This is a genomic window from Roseibium sp. JB4-4, from assembly GCF_055693425.1.
This window is the reverse complement of record NZ_CM146333.1, coordinates 5,874,727-5,897,212: the sequence shown is the minus strand read 5'-3', so window position 1 is coordinate 5,897,212 and position 22,486 is coordinate 5,874,727. Positions and strand designations below refer to the sequence as shown.

Genomic DNA, 22,486 nt, shown 5'->3' with positions numbered 1-22,486 from the left:
TCAACGGCACGAAAATGTCAATGATTCGAGATGCGTTTGGCCAGTCAAGTTGCAGTGATCATGGTTTGCCTCAAAACAGAGCCCTTCTGACTGTCACCAGATCACGCCTGCGGCAACACCAGCCGGATTAAACTGGTGTTGCCGTAGGCTTCATTCATGTTTCGTCCGTCAGGAACGGCCTTTCCACGGCACCAGAATACGTTCGGCAAAGCGCATCAGGATATCAATGCTGTAACCGACAATTCCGATGAGGATGATGCCCATGATGACGATATCCGTCAGCTGGAACTTCGATGCCGCGATGATCATCATACCCGCGCCCTTTTGAGCCGCGACCAGTTCGGCTGCAACCACTGTGCCCCAGCATACGCCCATGGCAACGCGCGCTCCGGTGAAGATCTCCGGCAAGGAATTGGGCACGATGACATATTGCAGGATCTGCCGTTTGCTGGCCCCGAGGGAGTAGGCAGCATGAACCTTGGTGATATTCACGCCGGAGACCCCTGCCCTTGCTGCAATTGTCATGATCCAGAGAGCCGCCAGGAACAGCAATACGATCTTGCCTGTTTCCCAGATACCGAACCAGATGATAACCAGCGGGATCAGGGCAAGCGGCGGAACGGGTCGCATGAATTCGACGATCGGATCGAACCAGCCACGCACCCAGCTGGACAAGCCCATCGCATAGCCGAGCGGAATGCCTATAAGCGAACCGAGCAGGAAGCCGGCAACGACGCGCAAGAGTGACCAGCCAAGATGCTCCCACAAGGTGAAGTTCTGGTAGCCCTGCGAGGCAATTTCCGCGAACCGGACAACAACCGCTTCAGGAGCCGGCATCCAGATGGGTTCCATCTGCAGGCCCTTGCTGGGCTGAAAGCTGAGTGAGCCCTTTGGCGTCATCGTGACGGTGCCGTTTGTAACACTGACGCTTTCACCAGCTGCTATCGGCTTGCCGTCGACCGCGGTTACTTCCGCGCCCTCACCATCGTTCCGCGTGACTTTCAAAAGAACGGACCGCCAGGCGCCAACGGTACCAGAATCGTTCTGGACAAATCCGTCAGAGGCCGCGACTTCCGGCTTTTCCGCTTTCACACCGGGCTCATGAACGATCACGTCGACCGTCGCCTCGCCGGATTTTCCGCTTGCGTCCTTGGCCGTATAGGTAAAGGACGTCTCTCCGACAAACGGGCCTGGAACGTGGACCGGCACCCATTTGGACCCGGTAAAGGCACCCCAGATGAAAAAGATCACCACGATTGAAATGACAGACGCCGCCCTGTTGGGCGTGATCGCACTTTCATCACCGAAAGTAACGGTTTTGAGGCTCGTGAAGTCCTGACCTCGTTGCAGCTTGCCGCTGAGATACCGGACGAGAAAGAAACTGGCCAGAAACAGGCCGGCATAAATGAGGAAGACGACGGATCCGGTCATGCTGCTGTCTCCGATCTGCCCATGATTTCTTCTTCCATTTCCCAGATCATCGACAGGATTTCTTCCCGTTTTTCGGCAAAGCCTTCGCTTTTCTTGACCTCGCGCAAATCCATGTTCACGCCGCGATCGGCAAACGGCAGCCGGTATTCCTTGTGAATACGGCCTGGCCTTGGAGCCATCACCAGCAAGCGCTCCCCAAGAAGCAGTGCTTCTTCAACGGAGTGCGTGATCAAGACAACTGTCTTGCCTGTTTCCTTCCAAAGCTTCAGTACAAGACCCTGCATTTTTTCACGCGTCAGCGCGTCGAGTGCGCCAAGCGGCTCATCCATCAAAATGACGTCGGGATCGTTCGCAAGGCATCTGGCGAGCGCGACACGCTGTTGCATGCCTCCGGAAAGTTCATAAACCGCCTTTTCCTTGAAGTCCTGAAGCCCAACCGTTTCCAATAGATGATCGACAATCTCGTCTCGCTGCCTTTTTGGCATCGATTTCATCCGGGGTCCGAAATCCACGTTCTTGCGGACGCTCATCCACTCAAACAACGCACCCTTTTGGAAAACCATTCCGCGTTCGGCATCCGGCCCTGTGACAACGTGACCGTTCATGCGAATCTGACCGTCCGTCGGAGCGAGAAACCCGGCCACAATGTTCAACAAGGTTGTCTTGCCGCAGCCCGATGGTCCGAGAACCGACATGATTTCGCCCGTCTTCAGCTCGATGGAAACATCCTTGAGCGCCTGGACGTGCGTTCCGTTGGGCAGATCGAAACGCATGGAAATATTTTCAATATGAAGGCCATCCATAGCCGACCATCTCCTGCAGCCTGAATAAGAGAATAGAAATGGGGCAGCGACAGGCGCCGCCCCATTCGATGCAGGATACGCCAATCAGTTGGATTGTGCCGCGGCCAGATAGCTGGGATCGACCGTATCAGCATAGGTGTCCAGAGCGACCGGGATCGAGCCGGCTTCCTTGAACACGTTAGCAACACCGAGCATGAAATTCTGAACGTTGCCGTCAAGCCACTTGGCACTCAGCTTGTCTTCCATTGTCGGGAAGGTAAAGGTTGCCAGAGACTCTTCCGCTGCCGTTTCATCCATACCAGCGTCTTTTGCGATGACCTTCAGCATCTCAGCCTTCTTGTCACCAGCATTCCACATGGCATTGGCTTCTTCGGTTACCGCGAGGAATTTGCTCAAAAGCTCGCTCTCTTCGGCAGCAAAGCTCGCCGGTGTGCTGATGCCGTCGAAGACAAGAATGCCGAGTTCTTCTTTTTCAGCTCCTGTCAGAAGCACATTGCCGTGTTCCGTCATGCGGCGCAGCGCGCCACCCCAGCCGCAAACCATGTCCAGGTTGCCCTGTGCGAATGCAGCTGCACCGTCGGCCGGCGCCATGTCAACGATTTCCATCGTCGTGATGTCGACGCCGAAGTGCTTCATCTGCTCCAGGAAACCGTAATGGGCGGCTGTGCCGATCGGAACTCCGACTTTCTTGCCTTCCAGTTCCTTGGCATTCTCTTTTTCGATCTCGAGCGCTTCTGCCACGACACAGTTGTCGTTTTCAGAGTAGCTCACGGCGATATCTGCCAGGATCAGGTCCTGTCCTGCGGACGTCGCAACCACGAAGGGTGGCACGCCCTGGCTGACAGCGATCTGCACGTCACCGGAAGCCATGGCCGCGGACATTGCCGTACCGGCATCAAAGGAAACCCATTTGACAGGCATCCCGAGCGCTTCGTCATACATGCCGGTCGCCTTGGCATACTGGAATGGCATCGGCCACTCCAGGAAGTAGGCGACGGTCAGTTCTTCAGATTGTGCAGTTGCCGGTAGGCCACTCATGAAAGCCAATGCAGCAGCTGCGCTCAATAGTTTCGTTTTGTAGGTCATTTTTATCTTCCCACTGTTCCCTCGTTATTATGCAGGCATGCAGGTATTCCTGTCTTTTGCCGTCTCCCAGATTATGCGGCTGGCCTGCGTGCGAAAATGGTTACGGCAGAACCACACGGTTACAATAAAAACACTCAACTGGAGCTAACGCTATTCCCGATCTGGCCCTATATGTCGCCGCTGGGTGCATGTTGTCTGGATTGGAAATTGACGTTCCTGCTTGAAAACTGAGCAATTGCCTAGAATTAGGCTGGCAGAACTCTCAATTGAATTCACTCTTCAGTCGCGCTTGAAGCTGACGCACGAAAGGACATGGCCGTGAATATTGCAGCATCCCCGAACGACATGAGCGAAATCATTGAAGCTGACCGCAGCCATGTCTGGCACCACCTGTTTCAGCATAAGTCCCTTGAAACGTCCGACCCCAAGATCATGGTCGAAGGCAAGGGCATGCGGCTGTGGGATGCGACCGGCAAAGAACATCTGGATGCCGTCTCGGGTGGTGTCTGGACAGTGAATGTCGGCTATGGCCGCGTCTCGATTGCCGACGCCGTCCGTGACCAGCTCATCAAGCTCAACTATTTTGCCAATTCCGCGGGTTCCATTCCTGGTGCGCTCTTTTCCGAACGTCTTATTTCCAAGATGCCCGGCATGAGCCGCGTTTACTTCACCAACTCGGGCACTGAAGCCAACGAAAAGGCCTTCAAGATTGTCCGGCAGATCGCGCACAAGCGCTATGGCGGCAAGAAACACAAGATCCTCTACCGCGAGCGTGACTATCACGGCTCGTCCATCACCACGATTTCGGCAGGCGGCCAACCGGAGCGCAATGCGCAATACGGTCCTTATACGCCGGGCTTCGTTCCCGTTCCGCATTGCTGCGAATACCGCGCCCAGTGGGATGTTGAAGAATATGGAGAGCGCGCAGCCGACGCCATCGAGGAAGTGATTCTGCAGGAAGGACCGGATACCGTCGGCGCACTTTGCCTGGAACCGGTAACCGCAGGCGGCGGCGTCATAACACCTCCCAAGGGGTATTGGGACCGTGTTCAGGAGATCTGCCGGAAATACGATATCCTGCTTCACATCGATGAAGTGGTTTGCGGTGTTGGCAGAACAGGAAAGTGGTTCGGCTATCAGCACTACGGCATCAAGCCGGACTTCGTCACAATGGCAAAGGGCGTGGCGTCCGGTTATGCCGCAATCGCCTGCATGGTCACCACCGAAAAGGTTTTTGACCTCTTCAAAGACGACTCCAGCGATCCAATGAACCACTTCCGCGACATTTCAACCTTTGGCGGCTGCACCGCCGGCCCGGCAGCGGCTCTTGAAAACATGCGGATCATCGAGGACGAAAACCTTCTCGACAACACAACCGCAATGGGCGAGCGGCTGATGGCCAATCTCCACGGGCTTATGGAAAAGCACTCCGTGATCGGTGATGTGCGTGGCATCGGCCTTTTCTGTGGCGCTGAACTGGTCAAGGATCGCGATACCAAGGAACCGGCAGAGGAAAAGCTCATGCAGGCGATCGTCGCGGATTGCATGAAGCAAGGTGTCATCATTGGCGTCACCAACCGCGCCTTGCCGGGTCTCAACAACACCATCTGCCTGTCGCCGGCACTGATAGCGACAACGGACGATATCGACCAGATCACCGACGCGATCGACGGCGCCCTGACACGGGTTTTCGGATAACAACTCGCTGCAAACAGCGATAACTCCCTGAAACTGAAAAGCGTGGCTGCCCCGAAACAGCCACGCTTATTTTTTGTGCTGGTTTCAATTGCCAAACGATCCGATGCACCATCTAATAGATCCAGACGTCAAAGAAATTAGGTCCAGGCATGGCGATACCGGCGGAAACATTCTTCCTTCGACCAGACACTGAAACTTCTCTGCAGCAGCAGATACAGCAGCTTGTGGTCGAAGCAATCCTGTCCGGGCGCTGCCTGCCGGGTGAACGGATGCCGTCAAGCCGTAAGCTTGCCGAACATCTTGGTGTCGCCAGAATAACGGTCACGATCGCCTATACTGAACTTGTTTCCAACGAGTACCTGATTTCAAAAGGGCGTTCCGGCTATTACGTCGCGCAAAACGCTCCAAGCAGGCCGAAATTCAATTTGCCGGACCAGTCGGAAAACACCGGCATCGACTGGTCGCGCACGCTCGGCCAGCGGTTTCTGGCACATGTGCCCGTCATGCGCCCGCAAAACTGGCGTGACTACAAGTATCCCTTCATCTATGGCCAATCCGATCCGCGTCTTTTCGATCACCACAACTGGCGGAACTGCGCGCTGAAGGCCGTCGGCCGTAAGGATTTCGACATTCTGGCGACCGACTATTACGAGCGTGACGACCCCATGCTCGTCGAGTTCATCTTGCGGCAGATCTTGCCGAGACGCGGGATCACCGCACGCCCGGAAGAAATCCTGATTACGATGGGCGCACAACATGCGCTCTGGATCACGGCGCAGATCCTTCTAACTCAGCGCAGAACGGCTGTTATCGAGAACCCCTGTTACCCTGGTCTGCGGCAGATCCTAAATCAGACCAGATGCAATACTATCTCCATCGACGTCGACAATGCGGGCCTGCCACCTGAAAAGCTTCCGGACAGTCTGGACGTGGTGTTCACAACGCCGAGCCATCATTGCCCTACCAACGCAACAATGCCGGTTTCGCGTCGTCACAGGCTCCTGGAACTGGCCGCCGAGGGTGGTTTTGTCATTGTTGAAGACGATTATGAATTCGAGATTTCGTTTCTCAAATCCCCTCCCCGGCTCTCAAGTCTCTCGATCCGACAGGCTGCGTGATTTATGTGGGTTCGTTCTCCAAATCGCTTTTTCCCGGACTGCGGCTTGGATACATCGTTGCCTCAGAGCCTTTCATTCGCGAAGCACGTGCGTTGCGCTCTCTTGTGTTGCGCCACCCGCCGGGCCTCATTCAGCGCACAGCCGCCTATTTTCTGTCCCTTGGTCATTATGACGCACAGATCGCGCGCATGGGCCGTATCTATCGAAAGCGGCGTTCGATCATGGAGCAAAGCATCAGTGAAGAGCGGCTCTCACTGACAACGCAAGGAACGTTCGGAGGATCGTCCTTCTGGATGAAGGCACCTGACGGCATTGACAGCACCAAGCTTGCCATGAGCCTCAGACAGGACGGTGTTCTGATAGAACCCGGCAGCGCCTTCTTCGCAGCCGATGAAGAAGATCCTGGACATTATCGCCTTGCCTATTCTTCAATCGCCTCAGCGCATATTCCCGATGGCATTTCCCTAATCGGCCAAAAAATCAAAGAAACCCGCCGGTAGCGGGGTCGCTCTTTTCAGCAAAACGCCAATCGGCCGAGAAGCTTCTGAAGGCTAAGTTTTTTCAAGCTCCAGCAACGGTCATTCGAACCGAATTTCGCGCTGAGTCCAGAACTTCTGTGCTTCGTTCTCCATGGTATTTCGATGGAAAGACAAAGAATCTTTCTGCGACGTGAAATTTTTGTTGATTTTTTCATTTTGCCGCATGAAATTATCGGTGAAATTTTCATAAGCAGGTCTTCAGAATGGAACATAGCAGTCTGGGCGAGGACATCCGAGCCCTTCGAACGGCCAGAAAAATGACGCTTGAAGATCTTGCTAACAGACTTGGCAGATCCGTTGGCTGGCTGTCGCAGGTAGAGCGTGACATCTCAACTCCCAGAATGTCTGACCTGCGGGAAATCGCGGACGCTTTCGGCGTGCAGGTTTCATTGTTCTTCGGGAGCGCGGATGGGCCGGAGAACGAAAGCGGAAAGGTAGTCAGGGCGAAGGCCCGCCGGGTGATCGGCGAACGCGACGCCGGGCTTCTCGAAACGCTGATTTCGCCGGATCTGACCGACAATTTCGAGATGATCCACTCCACCTTTCAGCCAGGATCATCCCGCGACAATCCCATTCAGCGCCCCACGCAGGAAGTCGCTTATCTCCTTTCCGGAAAACTGGATATCTGGCTCGATGATGAACCTTTCACGGTGGCGGCTGGAGACAGCTTTCGCATCCGCAATGCAGCCTATCGCTGGAGCAATCCCTACTCCGAGCCGGCAATCGCCATTTGGGTGATTTCCCCACCCGTTTATTGACGCATTCCAAGAAGGAATTCTGAATGTCCGTACCCTCTACAGCCCGAGTTGTAATCATCGGCGGCGGTGTTGTCGGTGTTGCCACGCTGTATCACCTTGCCAAGAACGGCTGGTCCGACTGCATCCTGCTGGAAAAGAATGAACTGACAGCCGGTTCGACCTGGCATGCAGCTGGAAACTGTCCGAACTTCGCGATGAATTTCGGCATCATGAACATGCAACGCTACAGTTTGAAATTGTATCGCGGCCTGGCGGACGAGGTTGATTACCCGATCAACTATCATGTGACGGGCGCAATTCGCCTCGCGCACAATGACGAGCGCATGATGGAGTTCGAACACGCAGTCGGAATGGCACGGCAGATGGGCCTAAAAATGGACATCTGCACACCGGAAGAACTGCAGCAGCATTATCCTTTCATGGAAACCCACGACCTTGCAGGTGGCCTTTGGGATCCGCTCGACGGCGACATCGACCCTGCCCAGGTCACACAGGCACTTGCAAAAGGTGCACGCGCCCACGGCGCCAAGATCACGCGTTTCACACCGGCAACGGGTGTCAGCCGTGAAAACGGAGAATGGATCGTCCACACCGACAAGGGCGATATTCGCTGCGAATATGTCGTCAATGCCGCCGGTTACTATGCAAAGCGCGTCGGGGAATGGTTCCTGCCCTACGGTGGACGCCCTGTCCCGGCAGCGGTGATGAGCCACCAGTATTTCCTGACCGAACCTGTGCCGGAAGTTGAAGCCTGGACCAAGGAAAACGGCCGCAAACTTCCCATGATCCGGGACGTTGACAGCTCCTATTATCTGCGGCAGGAAACGGTCGGCTTCAACCTCGGTCCTTACGAACGCAACTGCCAGGCCGCCTGGGTGACACCAGACGATCAGATGCCGGATGATTTCAGCTTCCAGCTTTATCCTGACGACCTGGACAGACTCGAATGGTACATTGAAGACGCGATGGCCCGCGTGCCGCTTCTGGGAACACAAGGTGTCAGCCGTAACATCAACGGACCGATCCCCTATGCGCCGGACGGCCTGCCGATGATCGGCCCCATGCCGGGTGTCCCGAACGCCTTTGAAGCGCATTCCTTCACTTTTGGCATCGCCCAGGGCGGTGGTGCCGGCAAGGTCGCTGCCGAATGGATCATGCACGGCCATACCGAATGGGACATGTGGTGTGTCGATCCGCGCCGCTATACCGACTACACAGATGACCAATACTGCGTCGACAAGGCCAAGGAAGTTTACGGTCACGAATATGCGATGCACTTCCCTCACCACAGATGGCCTGCGGCGCCTGACCGGAAAGTATCCCCCAACCACGCGAAGGTTCTCGATTTGGGCGGCCAGATGGGCACCTTCAACGGATGGGAGCGTGCAAACTGGTTTGCAGAAGCTGGAGACGACACCGGCGAAGAAGCCACCCAGACCTGGAAGCGTTCTGGTCCATGGGAGCCGCGTGTACGTGCGGAGTGCGAAGCTGTCAGAGACGGTGTCGGCGTACTCGACCTTCCCGGCTTCTCCCGCTTTGCGCTGAGCGGCGAAGGGGCGGCGGAGTATTTGCGCGGCAAGATTGCCGGGGCGCTACCCAAAGCTGGTCGCATGACACTCGGTTATTTCCCCGACAGTCGTGGCCGCGTCCTGACCGAAATGTCGATCATCAGACACGGTGAAGACGACTTCACGCTGATTACCGCAGCACCAGCCCAATGGCACGATTTCGCCGTCTTGAAAGACGGTTTGCCGGATAGCCTTGACCTAAAGGATCGCACCCGGGAGGTCACAACGCTTATTGTAAGTGGTCCCAAATCCCGCGAGCTTTTTTCCAAACTGACGGATGCTGACCTGTCCACGGGCTGGCTAACCCACCAGTTCACGGAAGTTGCTGGAAAACCGGCCTTGCTTGTCCGCGTTTCGTTTGCCGGGGAACTCGGTTGGGAGGTGCATGCAAGTTTCAACGACATGCCCGCCATCTACGATGCCGTCCTGAAAGAAGGTGCGACACCATTCGGCATGTTTGCGCTGAATGCCCTGCGCCTGGAAAAGGGTTATCGCGCCTGGAAAGTCGACCTTTCCACCGACTACACCTTACTGGAAAGCGGTCTTGGACGCTTTGTCAAACTACAAAAGCTGCAGGACTATCCTGGGAAATCTGCTCTCCAGACGGAAGCGGAACGAGGACCGGAAAAGGGATTTGTCACACTCACCGTTGAAGCTGACGAGTGTGATGCACCTTATATGGCCTGCATTTTCAAGGACGGCGACTTGGTCGGGGAAGTCACCTCTGGCGGATGGGGTTACCGGATCGATGCTTCGATCGCGCTCGGCGTTGTCAGAGCAAACCTGACGGATCCCGGAACGGAACTCGAAGTCGAGATCTACGGCAAGCGCCACAAGGCTGTTGTGCAGCCCGATCAACCGCTTTGGGATCCTGAGAACGAACGACTGAGGGCTTGAGCACAAGCCCTTGGGTCTCACTTTCAAATTCGTCCTTCGGACATAGCTATCAACACTCAGTCTGACGGAGACATCTCCTCAGGTCTTGAAATCGGAAAGAGCTCATCGTGACACCTCCATCAAAGGCTCGCGTCGTCATTATCGGCGGTGGCGTCATCGGATGTTCCGTCGCCTACCATCTTGTCAAACAAGGCTGGAGCGATGTCGTTCTGTTGGAACGCAAACAGCTGACATCAGGCACAACCTGGCATGCGGCCGGCCTGATCGCGCAATTGCGCGCGACGGAAAACATGACCCGGCTCGCAAAATACAGCCAGGAACTCTATGGAAATCTGGAGGCCGAAACAGAGGTCGCCACCGGTTTCCGGCGCTGTGGGTCGATCACGGTCGCTCTAACCGAAGAACGCAGGGAAGAGATTTTCCGGCAAGCCTCCATGGCGCGGGCCTTCGGCGTGGAAGTGGAGGAAATATCCCCCTCGGAAGTCAAATCCAGATACGAGTATCTTAACACCGATGGCGTGATTGCCGGTGTTTATCTGCCTCGCGATGGTCAGGGCGATCCGGCCAATATCGCACTCGCCCTGGCCAAAGGAGCCCGGATGGGTGGTGCCAAGGTCAAGGAGCGGGTCAAGGTGACAGGCCTGCAGAAAGCCGGCCGAAGAGTGACCGGTGTCGAGTGGCAATCTGCCGACGGCACGGGCGTCATTGAATGCGATCACGTGGTCAATTGCGGCGGCATGTGGGGCCATGAACTCGGGCGCATGGCAGGTGTGAACGTTCCGCTTCATGCTTGCGAACACTTCTATATCGTCACCGACAGTGTTTCCGGGCTCCCTCACATGCCTGTCCTGCGGGTTCCGGACGAATGCGCCTACTACAAGGAAGATGCCGGAAAAATCCTTCTTGGTGCTTTTGAGCCCAACGCCAAACCCTGGGCCATGAACGGCATTCCCGAAGATTTTGAATTCGATCAGCTGCCGGAAGACTTCGACCACTTCGAACCGATCCTCGAAGCGGCCGTGAACCGGTTGCCGATTTTGGCTGAAGTCGGCATTCATACCTTCTTCAATGGCCCGGAAAGCTTCACACCCGACGATGCCTACCACCTTGGCCTGGCTCCCGAGATGGACAACGTCTGGGTTGCGGCAGGCTTCAATTCCATCGGCATTCAGTCAGCTGGCGGTGCTGGAATGGCGCTGGCAGAGTGGATGAACACGGGCGAAAAGCCCTTCGACCTTGGGGATGTCGACATCTCACGTATGCAGCCCTTTCAGGGGAACCGCAAATATCTTTTTGAACGGTCAAAAGAAACGCTTGGGCTGCTCTATGCAGATCACTTCCCCTACCGCCAGAAAGCCACAGCCCGCGGTATCAGGCGATCACCTTTGCATGAGCATCTCAAGGCTTCGGGCGCTGTTTTCGGTGAGTTCGCGGGTTGGGAACGTGTCAATTGGTTTGCCGATGAAGGTCAGGAAAGAGAATATCGATACACCTGGAAGCGTCAGAACTGGTTTGAAAACTCCAAACGCGAACATATGGCGATCCGCGAAAATGTCGGCATCTACGACATGTCATCCTTCGGCAAAATTCGCATCGAAGGGCCGGATGCCGAAGCATTCCTGAACTATGTCGCCGGTGGTGACTATTCGGTTCCGGTTGGAAAAATCGTCTATACGCAGCTGCTCAACAACCAGGGCGGCATTGAGGCGGATGTCACGGTCACGCGTCTGTCCGAAACCGTCTATCTTGTGGTCACACCGGCGGCAACGCGACTGGCCGACGAGACCTGGTTACGCCGGCATATTGGCGACTACCGCGTCGTCATCACCGATGTCACATCCGGCGAGGCTGTTCTGGCCGTCATGGGGCCAAACTCCCGGAAACTGCTACAGGCCGTTTCACCGAACGATTTTACGAATGCAGGCAATCCGTTCGGAACTGCACGGGACATTGAGATCGGCATGGGATTGGCCAGAGCCCATCGGGTCACCTATGTCGGAGAGCTCGGTTGGGAGCTTTATGTTTCCTCCGACATGGCGGCGCATGTTTTTGAAACTCTCCACGAAGCAGGTCAGGAAATTGGCGCGAAACTGTGTGGACTTCACATGATGGACTCTTGCCGGATCGAAAAGGGCTTCCGCCACTTTGGTCACGACATCACGTGTGAAGATCACATTCTGGAAGCCGGGTTGGGTTTCGCGGTCAAACGGGACAAACCCGACTTCATTGGCCGTGAAGCCGTTTTGCGCAAACGCGAGGAAGGGTTGCAACGACGGCTCGTCCAGTTCCGCCTGAAAGACCCTGAGCCCCTGCTCTATCATGCCGAACCAATATTGAGGGACGGAGAGGTTGTTGGCTTCCTGAGCAGCGGGAACTATGGTCATGCCCTTGGCAGCGCCATGGGTCTTGGCTACGTTCCTTGCCCGGACGAGAGTCCCGATCAGCTCCTGAGCTCGTCTTACGAAATCGAGGTCGCAGGAGTGCGATGTGAAGCAGAAGCATCACTGAAACCATTTTACGACCCGAAGTCTGAGCGCGTTAAAGTCTGATGTAACCCGGCAATCTGCGCCGGCTTTTCACTTGCTTCACAGACCAAAAACATTGGCATTGATGAAGTGGGAAGGCGGCGGCAGATGAAAGGGTTTCCGGAGATCGACGGGATTAAATTCGTTGTCGGCCTCTGACTGGGCCATCTTCGTCCCAAAAAACCGGCCGCCGTAGGGGTTTCAAACACTTGTGAAACATCTTATTGGCTATATGAAGTCTGCTAATCTGGCCCTAAGAGCGCATCAGGAAGTCGAGTTAAATCCTCTCCGAAAAGCCGCAATGACGGCATCGGTCTTTCTGATTTCACTGGAGTATTCGTCTTGAAAATGACCACCGAAGAAGCATTCGTGAAGGTGCTTCAAGCGCACGGAATCGAGCATGCGTTTGGAATTATCGGCTCAGCTTTCATGCCGATTTCCGATCTGTTTCCAAAAGCAGGCATCAAGTTCTGGGATTGTGCCCATGAGGGTTCGGGCGGGATGATGGCCGACGGCTACACCCGGGCAACCGGCAAAGTCAGCATGATGATTGCGCAGAATGGCCCGGGAATCACCAACTTCGTGACTGCAGTCAAAACGGCCTACTGGAACCACACACCTCTGCTTCTGGTCACACCCCAGGCAGCCAACAAGACCTTGGGTCAGGGCGGTTTCCAGGAAGTTGAGCAAATGGCGCTCTTCAAGGACATGGTGGCCTATCAGGAAGAAGTTCGTGACCCGTCCCGCATGATGGAAGTTCTGAACCGCGTGATCATGCAGGCCAAGCGTGCCAGCGCACCGGCTCAGATCAACATCCCGCGCGATTTCTGGACCCAGGTCATCGACGCCCAGGTTCCCGCTATTGTCGATTTCGAACGCCCTGGCGGCGGCGACGAAGCCATTTCCCAGGCGGCGGACCTTTTGAGCACCGCCAAGTTCCCCGTGATCCTGAATGGCGCAGGCGTCGTTCTTGCCGGAGCAATCCCGGCTTCGATGGCGCTGGCTGAAAAGCTCGATGCGGCAGTTTGCTGCGGCTATCAGCACAATGATGCTTTCCCGGGTTCGCACCGCCTGTTTGCAGGCCCTCTAGGCTACAATGGTTCCAAGGCGGGCATGGAGCTGATCGCCAAGGCTGATGTCGTGCTAGCACTTGGCACCCGTTTGAACCCGTTCTCGACCCTGCCCGGATACGGCATGGACTATTGGCCGAAAGACGCCAAGATCATCCAGGTCGACATCAATCCGAACCGGATCGGTCTTACCAAGGTTGTATCGGTCGGCATTGTCGGCGACGCAAAGAAAGTTGCCGATGCTATCCTGGAAAACCTGTCCCCGAACGCCGGCAACAACGATCGTGACGATCGTGTGCACACGATCGCGCAAACAAAATCCCGTTGGGCGCAGCAGCTATCGTCCATGGACCATGAAGACGACGATGAAGGCACGTCCTGGAACCAGCGGGCCCGCGCCGCAAAGCCGGATTGGTTGAGCCCGCGCAAGGCCTGGCGTGCTATTCAAGCCGCACTGCCGAAGGAAGCGATCATCAGCTCGGACATCGGCAACAACTGTGCGATCGGCAACGCTTATCCAAGTTTCGAACAGGGCCGGAAATATCTCGCTCCCGGTTTGTTTGGACCTTGCGGTTACGGGCTGCCGGCAATCATCGGCGCGAAAATCGGTTGCCCCGACACCCCGGTGGTCGGTTTTGCCGGCGATGGAGCCTTTGGCATTGCCGTTACGGAGTTGACAGCTATCGGCCGCAAAGAATGGCCGGCAATCACCATGGTTGTCTTCCGCAACTACCAGTGGGGTGCTGAAAAGCGCAATTCAACGCTCTGGTACGACGACAATTTCGTCGGAACGGAACTCGATGAAGACGTGAGCTATGCGGCAATCGCAAAGGCCTGCGGTCTTGAGGGCGTTCAGGCGCGCTCCATGGACGAAGTGAGAGAGCTTCTGGACAGCGCTATCGATCGTCAGATGAACGATGGCAAAACCACCTTGATCGAGGTTCTGATCAACCAGGAACTTGGCGAACCCTTCCGGCGCGACGCGATGAAGAAACCTGTCGAAGTCGCGGGCATTTCTGCATCTGACATGCGGCCGCAGAAGGTTAGCTGAGCGGAGAAACGCAAAGACAATGGGTGATATTCTCGTCCTGAATTCCGGATCGTCCTCGATCAAGTTCGTGCTGTTCGGAGCTGATTTCACAAAGAAGCTCCGCGGCAGTGCGGTCGAGATCGGTGGTGCCTCGGCGCTGACCGTCGGCGATCAGCAGGACGAGATTCCTCTTCCGGACCACGTTACGGCACTCGACGAAATATTCCGCGCCTTGAATAGGCACGGAATTGAATTTGCGAGCCTTACGGCTGCGGCGCACAGAGTGGTTCATGGCGGGCGTAACCTAAAGGAATCGCGACGGGTTTCCGATGAAGTTCTAGCAGAAATCAAACGCTGCATTCCTCTCGCACCCCTGCATAATCCGCACAATCTGGCAGCGATTCACGCCGTCGCAGAGCTTGCTCCCGACCTGCCTCAATGCGTTAGCTTCGACACGGCCTTTCATGCGACCAATCCCGAAGTTGCGTTGCGCTATGCCCTACCCGACAGTGAGGACGAAAAAGGCCTTCGCCGATTTGGCTTTCACGGGACGTCCTATGAAAGCCTATCGCTGAGCCTTCCGGAAATTTCGGGTCAACCGCTGCCAAAAAGACTTCTCGCCCTGCACCTCGGCAATGGCGCAAGCCTTTGCGCGATTAGGAATGGAAAGTCCGTTGCTACCACCATGGGCTATTCCCCCCTTGAAGGATTGACAATGGGCACCAGAACGGGGTCGATTGATGCCAATCTGGTTCTGGCCATGGCTTCCGACCTTGGCATCGACAGGACTTCGCAGATCCTCAACAAGGAAAGCGGTCTGCTAGGTCTTTCCGGATCAAGTGACATGCGCAAGCTGCAATCGCTCGGCACTGAGCGGGCACAATTCGCCGTTGAGCATTTCTGTTACTGGGCTGCCCGTCACGCTGGCTCGATGATTGCGGCGATGGGAGGCCTGGACGGTATCGCATTCACCGGCGGGATCGGTGAAAACGATGCGAAGGTGAGAGCAAACATCCTTGAAAAATTGTCCTGGCTGGGCGTTCAGGCCGACGAAGCAGCCAACCTTCAAGGCTCTACCAAGTTGCACAAAGACGGTTCAAAAGTAACTGCCTGGATCGTCGAGGCCGAAGAAGAACGCATGATCGCCCATCATGCGCAGAAGATCATGTCCACCGCTTGATCATTTCCGGACAAACCGCATCCAAAATCGAATTTCTGTTAGTGCCTAGCTGACGTGTATTGCGATCAGGAGTTCCAATACTTTCGGAAGAGCGCGCTCAAGATGTTGGAATAGTCATCCGTCCAGGCATTCGTATCTTCTGGAGAAACGGTCTTCCAATCTGGATCGGCCGCCAGATTCCCTAGGGCTTCTGGTGTCCTGGCCAGGACCGCGACTTGCGTCGGATAAACGTGATCCTTGTTTGCCAACCGGTTGTTGTTCTTGAATTTCGCGAAACGTAGAGACCAACCTTCCATCTCTGCAATTGCAGCCACGACGCTCGCCAGTTCGAGTTTGCGGTTCTCGATATGCATGACCAGCAGGCCATCCTCGGAAATCTTGGAAAAATAGAGCCGGAGTGCTTCCCGGGTAAGCAAATGCATCGGGATGGCGTTTGAGGAAAATGCGTCGATCAGGACATAATCGAAGCGTCCATCGACCTCGTGCGCCAGCGTCTGCCGAGCATCTCCGAGCACCATGCGTGTATCTGGTGCGCAGTCGGACACAAATCGGAAGTAGCGTCGGTCTGATGCAATCTTTATGACTGAAGGATCGATCTCAAAGACAGACCATTTTTCTTCAGACCGTCGGTGACAAAGAAAACTCCCTGTTCCCAACCCGACAATTGCCCCTTCTGTGATGTTCCCACCCATTCTGTTCTGAATGGACTGAAGAGCGGCGGCCATTTCTCCAGTTTCGTGAAAATAGGTCAGTGCCTCCGGTCCGGAGTTCTCCAAATCTTCAATGCGCATTGCACCGTGAACGGTTGTGCCGTGAACCATGATCCTGTGTGTGCCATCATCCGAATGCCTTACTTTCGTGATGCCGAAAAACGAGCGATGGGACACCAATTCATCATAAGTTCCAAAATGGAGTGCAGTCACCGATGCTGCGGCAAAAAGAACAGGAACTGCCGCGAGCTTCGCCTTCACCTGCAAAACGGCTACGGACAACAATAAAAACAAAAGCAAATAGGCACGTGAGGTGACGTCGATCGGGCCCGAGTTCGTTTCATGAGCACCAAGTTGATAAATGACAAAAGCGAGAACCGCGCCAATTGCGATGCTGAGATACGTCTTGCCTCGAGAGCTTTGGCCATGAAGTAGGACGACAAGAACAGTCAAGAACCATAAAAGCGGATATTCAGCCACCCAATCGAAAATTTGCGGTGCGATCAGGCCGGCGAACAGCCCTCCGACGACACCTCCGCACGAAATCCAAAGATAAAATTCTGTCAGGTGACGAGTGCTGGGTCGCAGCTTGTAGAGCAATGAGTGACAGTAAAGGGCTGCAGCAAAAAAACCGATCAGGTTGAAGCCGAGTGAGACAAAGATGCGAAGGCTGGTTCCCATTAGCAAACTACTTGCGATCAGAATGGCCACCCAAGGCAACAGCTTTGCCAGAAACTCGATCCGGACCACCTGCCGGGTGCGGAAAGCAAGCACGAAAGTTAGAAGGAAAAGAGCAAGTGGAACCACCCAAAGAAACGGAGCAGATGCAATATCGACCGTGATATGAGCGGTAATGGCAATCGTCAGCGCCGAGGGTATGGCCGACAACCCCAGGAACGTCAGTCTTCTGGACCAGGCTAGAGGTTGATCCCCTTCCCGTGTGCTTTCATGAGCTGAGAGTCGAGGTCCCGCCCGATCTGTTTCCCGGGGAAAGTACAATGCAAGCGCACCACATCCAATGATGGCCAAAGCCAGGACTAAATACCCCGAGGTCCATAGCATCGACTGGGTGTTCAGCGAAAACACCGGTTCAATTGCCAATATGTAGAGGAACAGGGACAGGAAACTGCCGATGTTGCTGGCTCCGTAAAGGAAATAGGGATCATCGGCATGTGAATGACCGGACCGCGCAAACCAGGCTTGAAGCATTGGGGCATTTGCAGAGACCGCAAAAAACGGCACGCCTATGGACGACGCGAACAATCCCAATATCCAAAGTTCCTGATGTTCGTTGGGTGGCGAAATCCAATTTTGCGATAGCCCCAGAGGCAGAAATACAAATGCGAATACAAGCACACTTCCGTGCACCAAAATTGCTTTTTGAAACGAGAAATACCTCACCAGCAGATGCGCGTAGGTGTAGGCCAATAGCAGGACGCCTTGAAAAAAGACCATGGCGACCGACCAGACCCCCGGCGACCCGCCGAGTTTTGGAACAACCAGTTTTGTGAAATAGGGCTGCACCGAAAAGAGCAGAAAAGCGCTCAGAAAAATTGTTGTTGCAAATGCCGGTAAAATCGATGCTCGCAACAAGGCATTCGAACTTTGCCGATCAAAAAAATACTTCGCATTTGAATAAAACACTCGTGACACCTCTCCGCAAATGCAGAGATTTACTAGCAAATCGACAAGTAAAGAAAAGCTGAAGCATTTCTGACCGGAAGACACCGGCCACAGTCGGAAATCAGTCCGGAGATCAGGCTAAAAAAATCCATATGCTATTGAAAAATAAAATTAATTCTCTCAAAAGCGCAAATCTTCAACTTACTTCATACGAGATTTACGACGATCAAAGTTTAACTTCACGCGCCTTTTTCGTCGATTTCATAAAATACAAATACTTGCAAAAACAAATAAATATTCAATAATATATGATTTTAATTTTAATGAAATTGAAAAAATCCAAATTCACACCAGCGCTTACTTATAAACTCGCGCACGATGACTTGCTGCCTGTAAAAAGAAGAGACATAGGCCGACACACTCGGCGCGCCCTGAAATCACAGCAGTGCCGGAGGCATTCTCCATTCAGCTTCTCACATCATCCTATGATGCAGATCGGTCATGATCCAAAGGCTGCCGCCAACCATAATGATGATCAGAACCGCTGCGAACGCCAGAAAGAACAGATTTTCAGCCGGGGTCGATTTGAAATTAAGGTGAAGGAAGAAAACCAGATGCACCATCACCTGCAGCACCGCAGCAACCGCGATTACTGCATAGACTGCAGGGCCAGTCAGCAGGCCACCCCAAACCACTGCAAAAGGTATTGCTGTCAAAACCACCGCCAGGACGAAGCCGACGAGGTAAGTGGTCAAACTGCGTTCAGCCGTGGGGGTCATGTCGCTTTCCTCACATCACACCGGGCAGATAGACGACCGAGAAGATCCCGATCCAGACAATATCGAGGAAGTGCCAGAAAAGACCAAGGCGAACCAGCCGAGATCGCACCGGCAAAGTCAGTCCCTTAATCAGAACCTGACCAATCATCACGCAAATTCCGAGTGCTCCGAAGGCGACATGCAATCCGTGTGTTCCAACGAGCGTGAAAAAGGCGGACAGGAAACCACTAACCTCGGGACCCGCCCCTTTTTCGAGCATCCCCTGAAATTCAACAAATTCCATCGCCAGAAAACAAACGCCAAGCAGCAGTGTGACAATCAGCCAGAAAACAACGCGTCCGGACCGCCCGAGCGTCATCGCAATGGTCGCGAACCCGAAGGTGAGACTGGACAAAAGCAACAGTGCCGTTTCAAGTGCCGTGTGAGAAAGTTCAAACACATCGTTGGATGTCGGGCCAGCTGCGGAGTTATTCGCCAGAACCGCATATGTGGCAAAGAGAAGCGCAAAAATGACGGCATCTGTCATCAAGTAGATCCAGAACCCGAATTCTCGCGCTTCTAGAGAGGTCTTTTCTTCCTCTTCCAGAAGGAGAGCGTTCACACTTGAAGTGTCGGTCACATCCCCCTCCCCGGAAGCGCTTCACCCGATGCTTCTCCCAGCGGCACGAAATCTCGCATATCGTGCAGATCCGCCGGTGATATCTGTGCAAGCCTTGCGCTCTCGATTTTCGCGACTTCTGCTGCTGGAAGAACAAACTCAGAATTGTCGTCACACGCCCGAATGCCGACACACACCAGTGAAAGCACAAAACAAAGCGCTACCAGCCACCAAATATACCAGACAAAGGCAAACCCCAGCCCGAATGCCAAAGCGCCAAGAATAGGCCCAAGTGGTGTGCTTTTCGGCATGACAATGTCTTGGTACCGAACAGGTGGAGCATAGGCAGTACCGCGGATTTTCATCTCGTGAAAAGCGTCAATATCGCTTACGTTGGGGATGATCGCAAAGTTATAGGGTGCGGGCGGAGAAGAGGTGGCCCATTCCAGCGTTCTGCCGTTCCATGGATCACCGGTGATGTCCCGCGAAGACCCCCAGTTCCTTGCGGACACGACCAGCTGGATGGCGATGCAGGCTATTCCGATCAGAACGCAGATTGCACCAAGTGCTGCCACAACGAGAAAAGGCTGCCAGTTCGGGTCCGCATAGTGCTCCATGCGTCGGCTCATGCCCATGAAACCGAGCACGTAGAGGGGCATGAAGGCAAGATAGAAGCCGATAAGCCAGAACCAGAATGACCGGATCCCCCATTTACGGTCCAGTTTGAACCCGAATGCCTTCGGAAACCAGTAGTTCAGACCAGCGAAATAGCCGAACAGAGCACCCGGGATGAGCATGTTGTGAAAATGTGCGACCAGAAAGGTCGAATTGTGCATCAAGTAGTCGGCGGGGGGCAAAGCAAGAAGCACGCCCGTGACACCACCTATGACGAAGGTGACCATGAAGCCGATTGTGAATACCATGGAAGGGTGGAACTCAATCCGTCCCCGGAACATGGTGAAAAGCCAATCGAAGATTTTGACCCCGGTCGGCACCGCAATGATCATCGTGGCAATCCCGAAAACCGCGTTGACATTGGCCGAAGACCCCATCGTGAAGAAATGGTGCAGCCAGACGGTAAAAGACAAAAGTGCGATACACGCGGTTGCATAAACGAGCGACGGATAGCCAAACAACCGTTTGCGGGAAAAAGTCGCCACCACCTCGGAGAAAATGCCGAAGGCCGGAAGTATGAGAATATAAACCTCCGGATGTCCCCAGATCCAAAGAAGATTGGCATACATCATCATGTTGCCGCCGTCGCCATTGGTGAAGAAGTGGAAGCCCAGTGTCCGGTCCAGCGTCAGCTGCGCGGCAACCACTGTCAGCGCCGGAAAGGCAAAGGCAATCAGGATCGAAATGCAGAGTGTCGTCCATGTGAACATGGGCATGCGCATGAATGTCATACCCGGACAGCGGTTCTTGACGATCGTGACAATGAAGTTGATGCCTGACAGCGTGCTGCCAACGCCGCTGACAATCAACGCCCACAGCCAGTAGTCCACCCCGACACCGGGACTGTATTCAATGCCCGAATAAGGCGGATAACCTGTCCAGCCCGCCTGCGAAAACTTGCCAATCACCAGCGAGACCAACACAAGTGCTGCACCTGCTGCGGTCATCCATAAGCTCACGGAATTCAAGAACGGAAAAGCTACGTCGCGCGCTCCGATCTGTTGTGGAACGATGATATTGATCAACCCGGTCAGAAAGGGCATCGCCACGAAAAAGATCATTATGGTGCCGTGGGAAGAGAAGATTTGTTCAAAATGCTCTGGCGGCAGATAGCCCTCGCTGTTGAGCGCGATTGCCTGCTGGGCCCGCATCATCAGCGCGTCGACAAAGCCGCGTACCAGCATCACGAGCGCCAGGATGACATACATGATACCGATCTTCTTGTGATCGACGCTTGTCAGCCAGTCGGTCCAAAGAACTTTCCAGGCACGCAGATACGTAATCAGCAAGAAGACCGCAACGCCGCCCGCAACGGTTACAAACGCGCCGCCCATGGCAACCCAGGAATAAAACGGAAGAGCCTCAACGGTCAGGCGACCAAGCATCAAGAAGCTCCCTCTTCTGTACTGTCAACATGATGATGGGGCGTGCTCACCGGTGCATATTTCTTCATGATGTTTCTGAAAAGCTCGGATTCGTATGAGCTGAAATAACGCACCGGATCGGCAACGCTTTGCTTGTGCAGATCTGTGTAAACATCCGCATCAAGCGCTGTGCCTGTATCGGACGCCTTTCCCTGCCATGCCTGGAAATCCGGCTCGCTCATTGCATGAGCCTTGAAGTGCTGATCGGAGAACCCGTCACCGGAAAACATTGTGTTTCGGCCCATGAAGACGCCAGGCCCATCAGCCATGAGATTGATTTCGGAGCGCATACCCGCCATCGCGTAAATCTGTCCGCCCAGGGCCGGTATCATCAGCGAATTCATAACCGTGTCGGACGTGATCTCAATGGAAACTGGCCTGTCTGCGGGAAACGCCAGTTCATTGACGCTTGCCAGACCGAGTTCGGGGTAGAGAAACAGCCACTTCCAATCGAGTGCAATCGCCTGCACCTTGAAGGCGGGTTTGTCGGAAACAAGGGCTTTGTACGGATCAAGCTTATGCGTTGAGGTCCAGACAAGCGTCCCCAATGCAACAATGATGACCGCGGGCACAAGCCAGACAACGGTTTCGATTTTCCACGAACCCTCCCAATTCGGTGTGTAAGCGGAGTTCTCGTTCGACCCACGGTATCGCCAGGCGAAATAGAGCGTCAGCAGGATTGCCGGAATTGCGACAATCATCATCAGCCCAAAGGCCGTGAAAAGCAGATCTCTTTCTGCAAGCGCGACAGGTCCTTTGGGTGAAAGAACAGGCGCGTCCGACAGCGAGCAACCACTCAGCAGAAGCAATAAAAAGATCGATATGATCGAAATTCGTGCGCTCACAAAAAGCGAGTCGCGTCTCCGCACCCAGTCGGGAATCACTTCAATCATTGCTCCTCCTAAAGAGGATGAAGAAATCAATGCAAAGATTTGAGCCTACTAAAGAAAACGATCGACCGACTCAATCAAAAT

16 protein-coding genes are annotated in these 22,486 nt (G+C 54.5%); 8 read left to right on the top strand and 8 right to left on the bottom strand.

Going from position 1 to position 22,486, the window contains the following annotated elements; all coding sequences use genetic code 11:
- Positions 1 to 168: 168 nt before the first annotated feature.
- The 3 genes from ACZ1HV_RS27760 to ACZ1HV_RS27750 all read right to left on the bottom strand — a co-directional run bounded on the left by ACZ1HV_RS27760 (position 169) and on the right by ACZ1HV_RS27750 (position 3,320).
- Positions 169 to 1,431 carry an ABC transporter permease gene (locus ACZ1HV_RS27760; RefSeq protein WP_298818174.1) on the bottom strand — a complete coding sequence of 421 codons (1,263 nt, stop codon included), beginning with the start codon at positions 1,429 to 1,431 and terminating at the stop codon, positions 169 to 171.
- A complete protein-coding gene (locus tag ACZ1HV_RS27755; RefSeq protein ID WP_298818172.1) occupies positions 1,428 to 2,234 on the bottom strand; it encodes a taurine ABC transporter ATP-binding protein in 807 nt (268 codons plus the stop codon). Before ACZ1HV_RS27755 ends, ACZ1HV_RS27760 begins: the two co-directional genes overlap by 4 nt.
- An 84-nt stretch (positions 2,235 to 2,318) precedes the next feature.
- Positions 2,319 to 3,320 (bottom strand): taurine ABC transporter substrate-binding protein, encoded by a 1,002-nt coding sequence (locus tag ACZ1HV_RS27750; RefSeq protein WP_298818170.1) that lies wholly within the window; start codon positions 3,318 to 3,320, stop codon positions 2,319 to 2,321.
- Between the two features lie 318 nt (positions 3,321 to 3,638).
- Here ACZ1HV_RS27750 and ACZ1HV_RS27745 point away from each other — a divergent pair, with 318 nt between their 5' ends.
- The 8 genes from ACZ1HV_RS27745 (at position 3,639) to ACZ1HV_RS27710 (ending at position 15,703) form a co-directional block, all read left to right on the top strand.
- Complete coding sequence (locus ACZ1HV_RS27745) at positions 3,639 to 5,018, top strand: aminotransferase family protein (protein WP_472716938.1); 1,380 nt, start codon at positions 3,639 to 3,641, stop codon at positions 5,016 to 5,018.
- 149 nt (positions 5,019 to 5,167) lie between these two features.
- The gene (locus tag ACZ1HV_RS27740; protein ID WP_472716937.1) at positions 5,168 to 6,136 is read left to right on the top strand and encodes an aminotransferase-like domain-containing protein; all 969 of its coding nucleotides are present in this window, start codon (positions 5,168 to 5,170) and stop codon (positions 6,134 to 6,136) included.
- Positions 6,133 to 6,636: an aminotransferase class I/II-fold pyridoxal phosphate-dependent enzyme gene (locus ACZ1HV_RS27735; protein ID WP_472716936.1), complete on the top strand. Its 504-nt coding sequence runs from the start codon at positions 6,133 to 6,135 to the stop codon at positions 6,634 to 6,636. The genes ACZ1HV_RS27740 and ACZ1HV_RS27735 overlap by 4 nt, the downstream gene beginning before the upstream one ends.
- Before the next feature lie 242 nt (positions 6,637 to 6,878).
- Positions 6,879 to 7,433: a helix-turn-helix domain-containing protein gene (locus ACZ1HV_RS27730; protein WP_298818164.1), complete on the top strand. Its 555-nt coding sequence runs from the start codon at positions 6,879 to 6,881 to the stop codon at positions 7,431 to 7,433.
- A gap of 23 nt (positions 7,434 to 7,456) precedes the next feature.
- Positions 7,457 to 9,898 (top strand): GcvT family protein, encoded by a 2,442-nt coding sequence (locus ACZ1HV_RS27725; protein WP_472716935.1) that lies wholly within the window; start codon positions 7,457 to 7,459, stop codon positions 9,896 to 9,898.
- A gap of 107 nt (positions 9,899 to 10,005) precedes the next feature.
- Positions 10,006 to 12,447: a GcvT family protein gene (locus ACZ1HV_RS27720; protein WP_472716934.1), complete on the top strand. Its 2,442-nt coding sequence runs from the start codon at positions 10,006 to 10,008 to the stop codon at positions 12,445 to 12,447.
- A 318-nt stretch (positions 12,448 to 12,765) separates the two neighbouring features.
- The gene (xsc, locus tag ACZ1HV_RS27715) at positions 12,766 to 14,544 is read left to right on the top strand and encodes a sulfoacetaldehyde acetyltransferase (protein WP_298966544.1); all 1,779 of its coding nucleotides are present in this window, start codon (positions 12,766 to 12,768) and stop codon (positions 14,542 to 14,544) included.
- Between the two features lie 19 nt (positions 14,545 to 14,563).
- Positions 14,564 to 15,703, top strand: a complete 1,140-nt coding sequence (locus tag ACZ1HV_RS27710) for an acetate/propionate family kinase (RefSeq protein ID WP_472716933.1) — start codon at positions 14,564 to 14,566, stop codon at positions 15,701 to 15,703.
- A 65-nt stretch (positions 15,704 to 15,768) separates the two neighbouring features.
- Here ACZ1HV_RS27710 and ACZ1HV_RS27705 read toward each other — a convergent pair whose 3' ends face one another.
- The 5 genes from ACZ1HV_RS27705 to cyoA form a co-directional block, all read right to left on the bottom strand.
- Entirely contained in the window at positions 15,769 to 18,057 is a 2,289-nt protein-coding gene (locus ACZ1HV_RS27705; RefSeq protein WP_472716932.1) for a fused MFS/spermidine synthase, read from the bottom strand.
- Between the two features lie 452 nt (positions 18,058 to 18,509).
- Positions 18,510 to 18,815: a cytochrome o ubiquinol oxidase subunit IV gene (gene cyoD / locus ACZ1HV_RS27700; RefSeq protein ID WP_298818151.1), complete on the bottom strand. Its 306-nt coding sequence runs from the start codon at positions 18,813 to 18,815 to the stop codon at positions 18,510 to 18,512.
- Positions 18,816 to 18,825: 10 nt separating this feature from the next.
- Positions 18,826 to 19,434, bottom strand: a complete 609-nt coding sequence (gene cyoC / locus ACZ1HV_RS27695; protein ID WP_472716931.1) for a cytochrome o ubiquinol oxidase subunit III — start codon at positions 19,432 to 19,434, stop codon at positions 18,826 to 18,828.
- A complete protein-coding gene (gene cyoB, locus ACZ1HV_RS27690) occupies positions 19,431 to 21,473 on the bottom strand; it encodes a cytochrome o ubiquinol oxidase subunit I (RefSeq protein ID WP_472716930.1) in 2,043 nt (680 codons plus the stop codon). The genes cyoC and cyoB overlap by 4 nt, the downstream gene beginning before the upstream one ends.
- Complete coding sequence (gene cyoA / locus ACZ1HV_RS27685) at positions 21,473 to 22,405, bottom strand: ubiquinol oxidase subunit II (RefSeq protein ID WP_472716929.1); 933 nt, start codon at positions 22,403 to 22,405, stop codon at positions 21,473 to 21,475. The genes cyoB and cyoA overlap by 1 nt, the downstream gene beginning before the upstream one ends.
- Between the last annotated feature and the right edge of the window lie 81 nt (positions 22,406 to 22,486).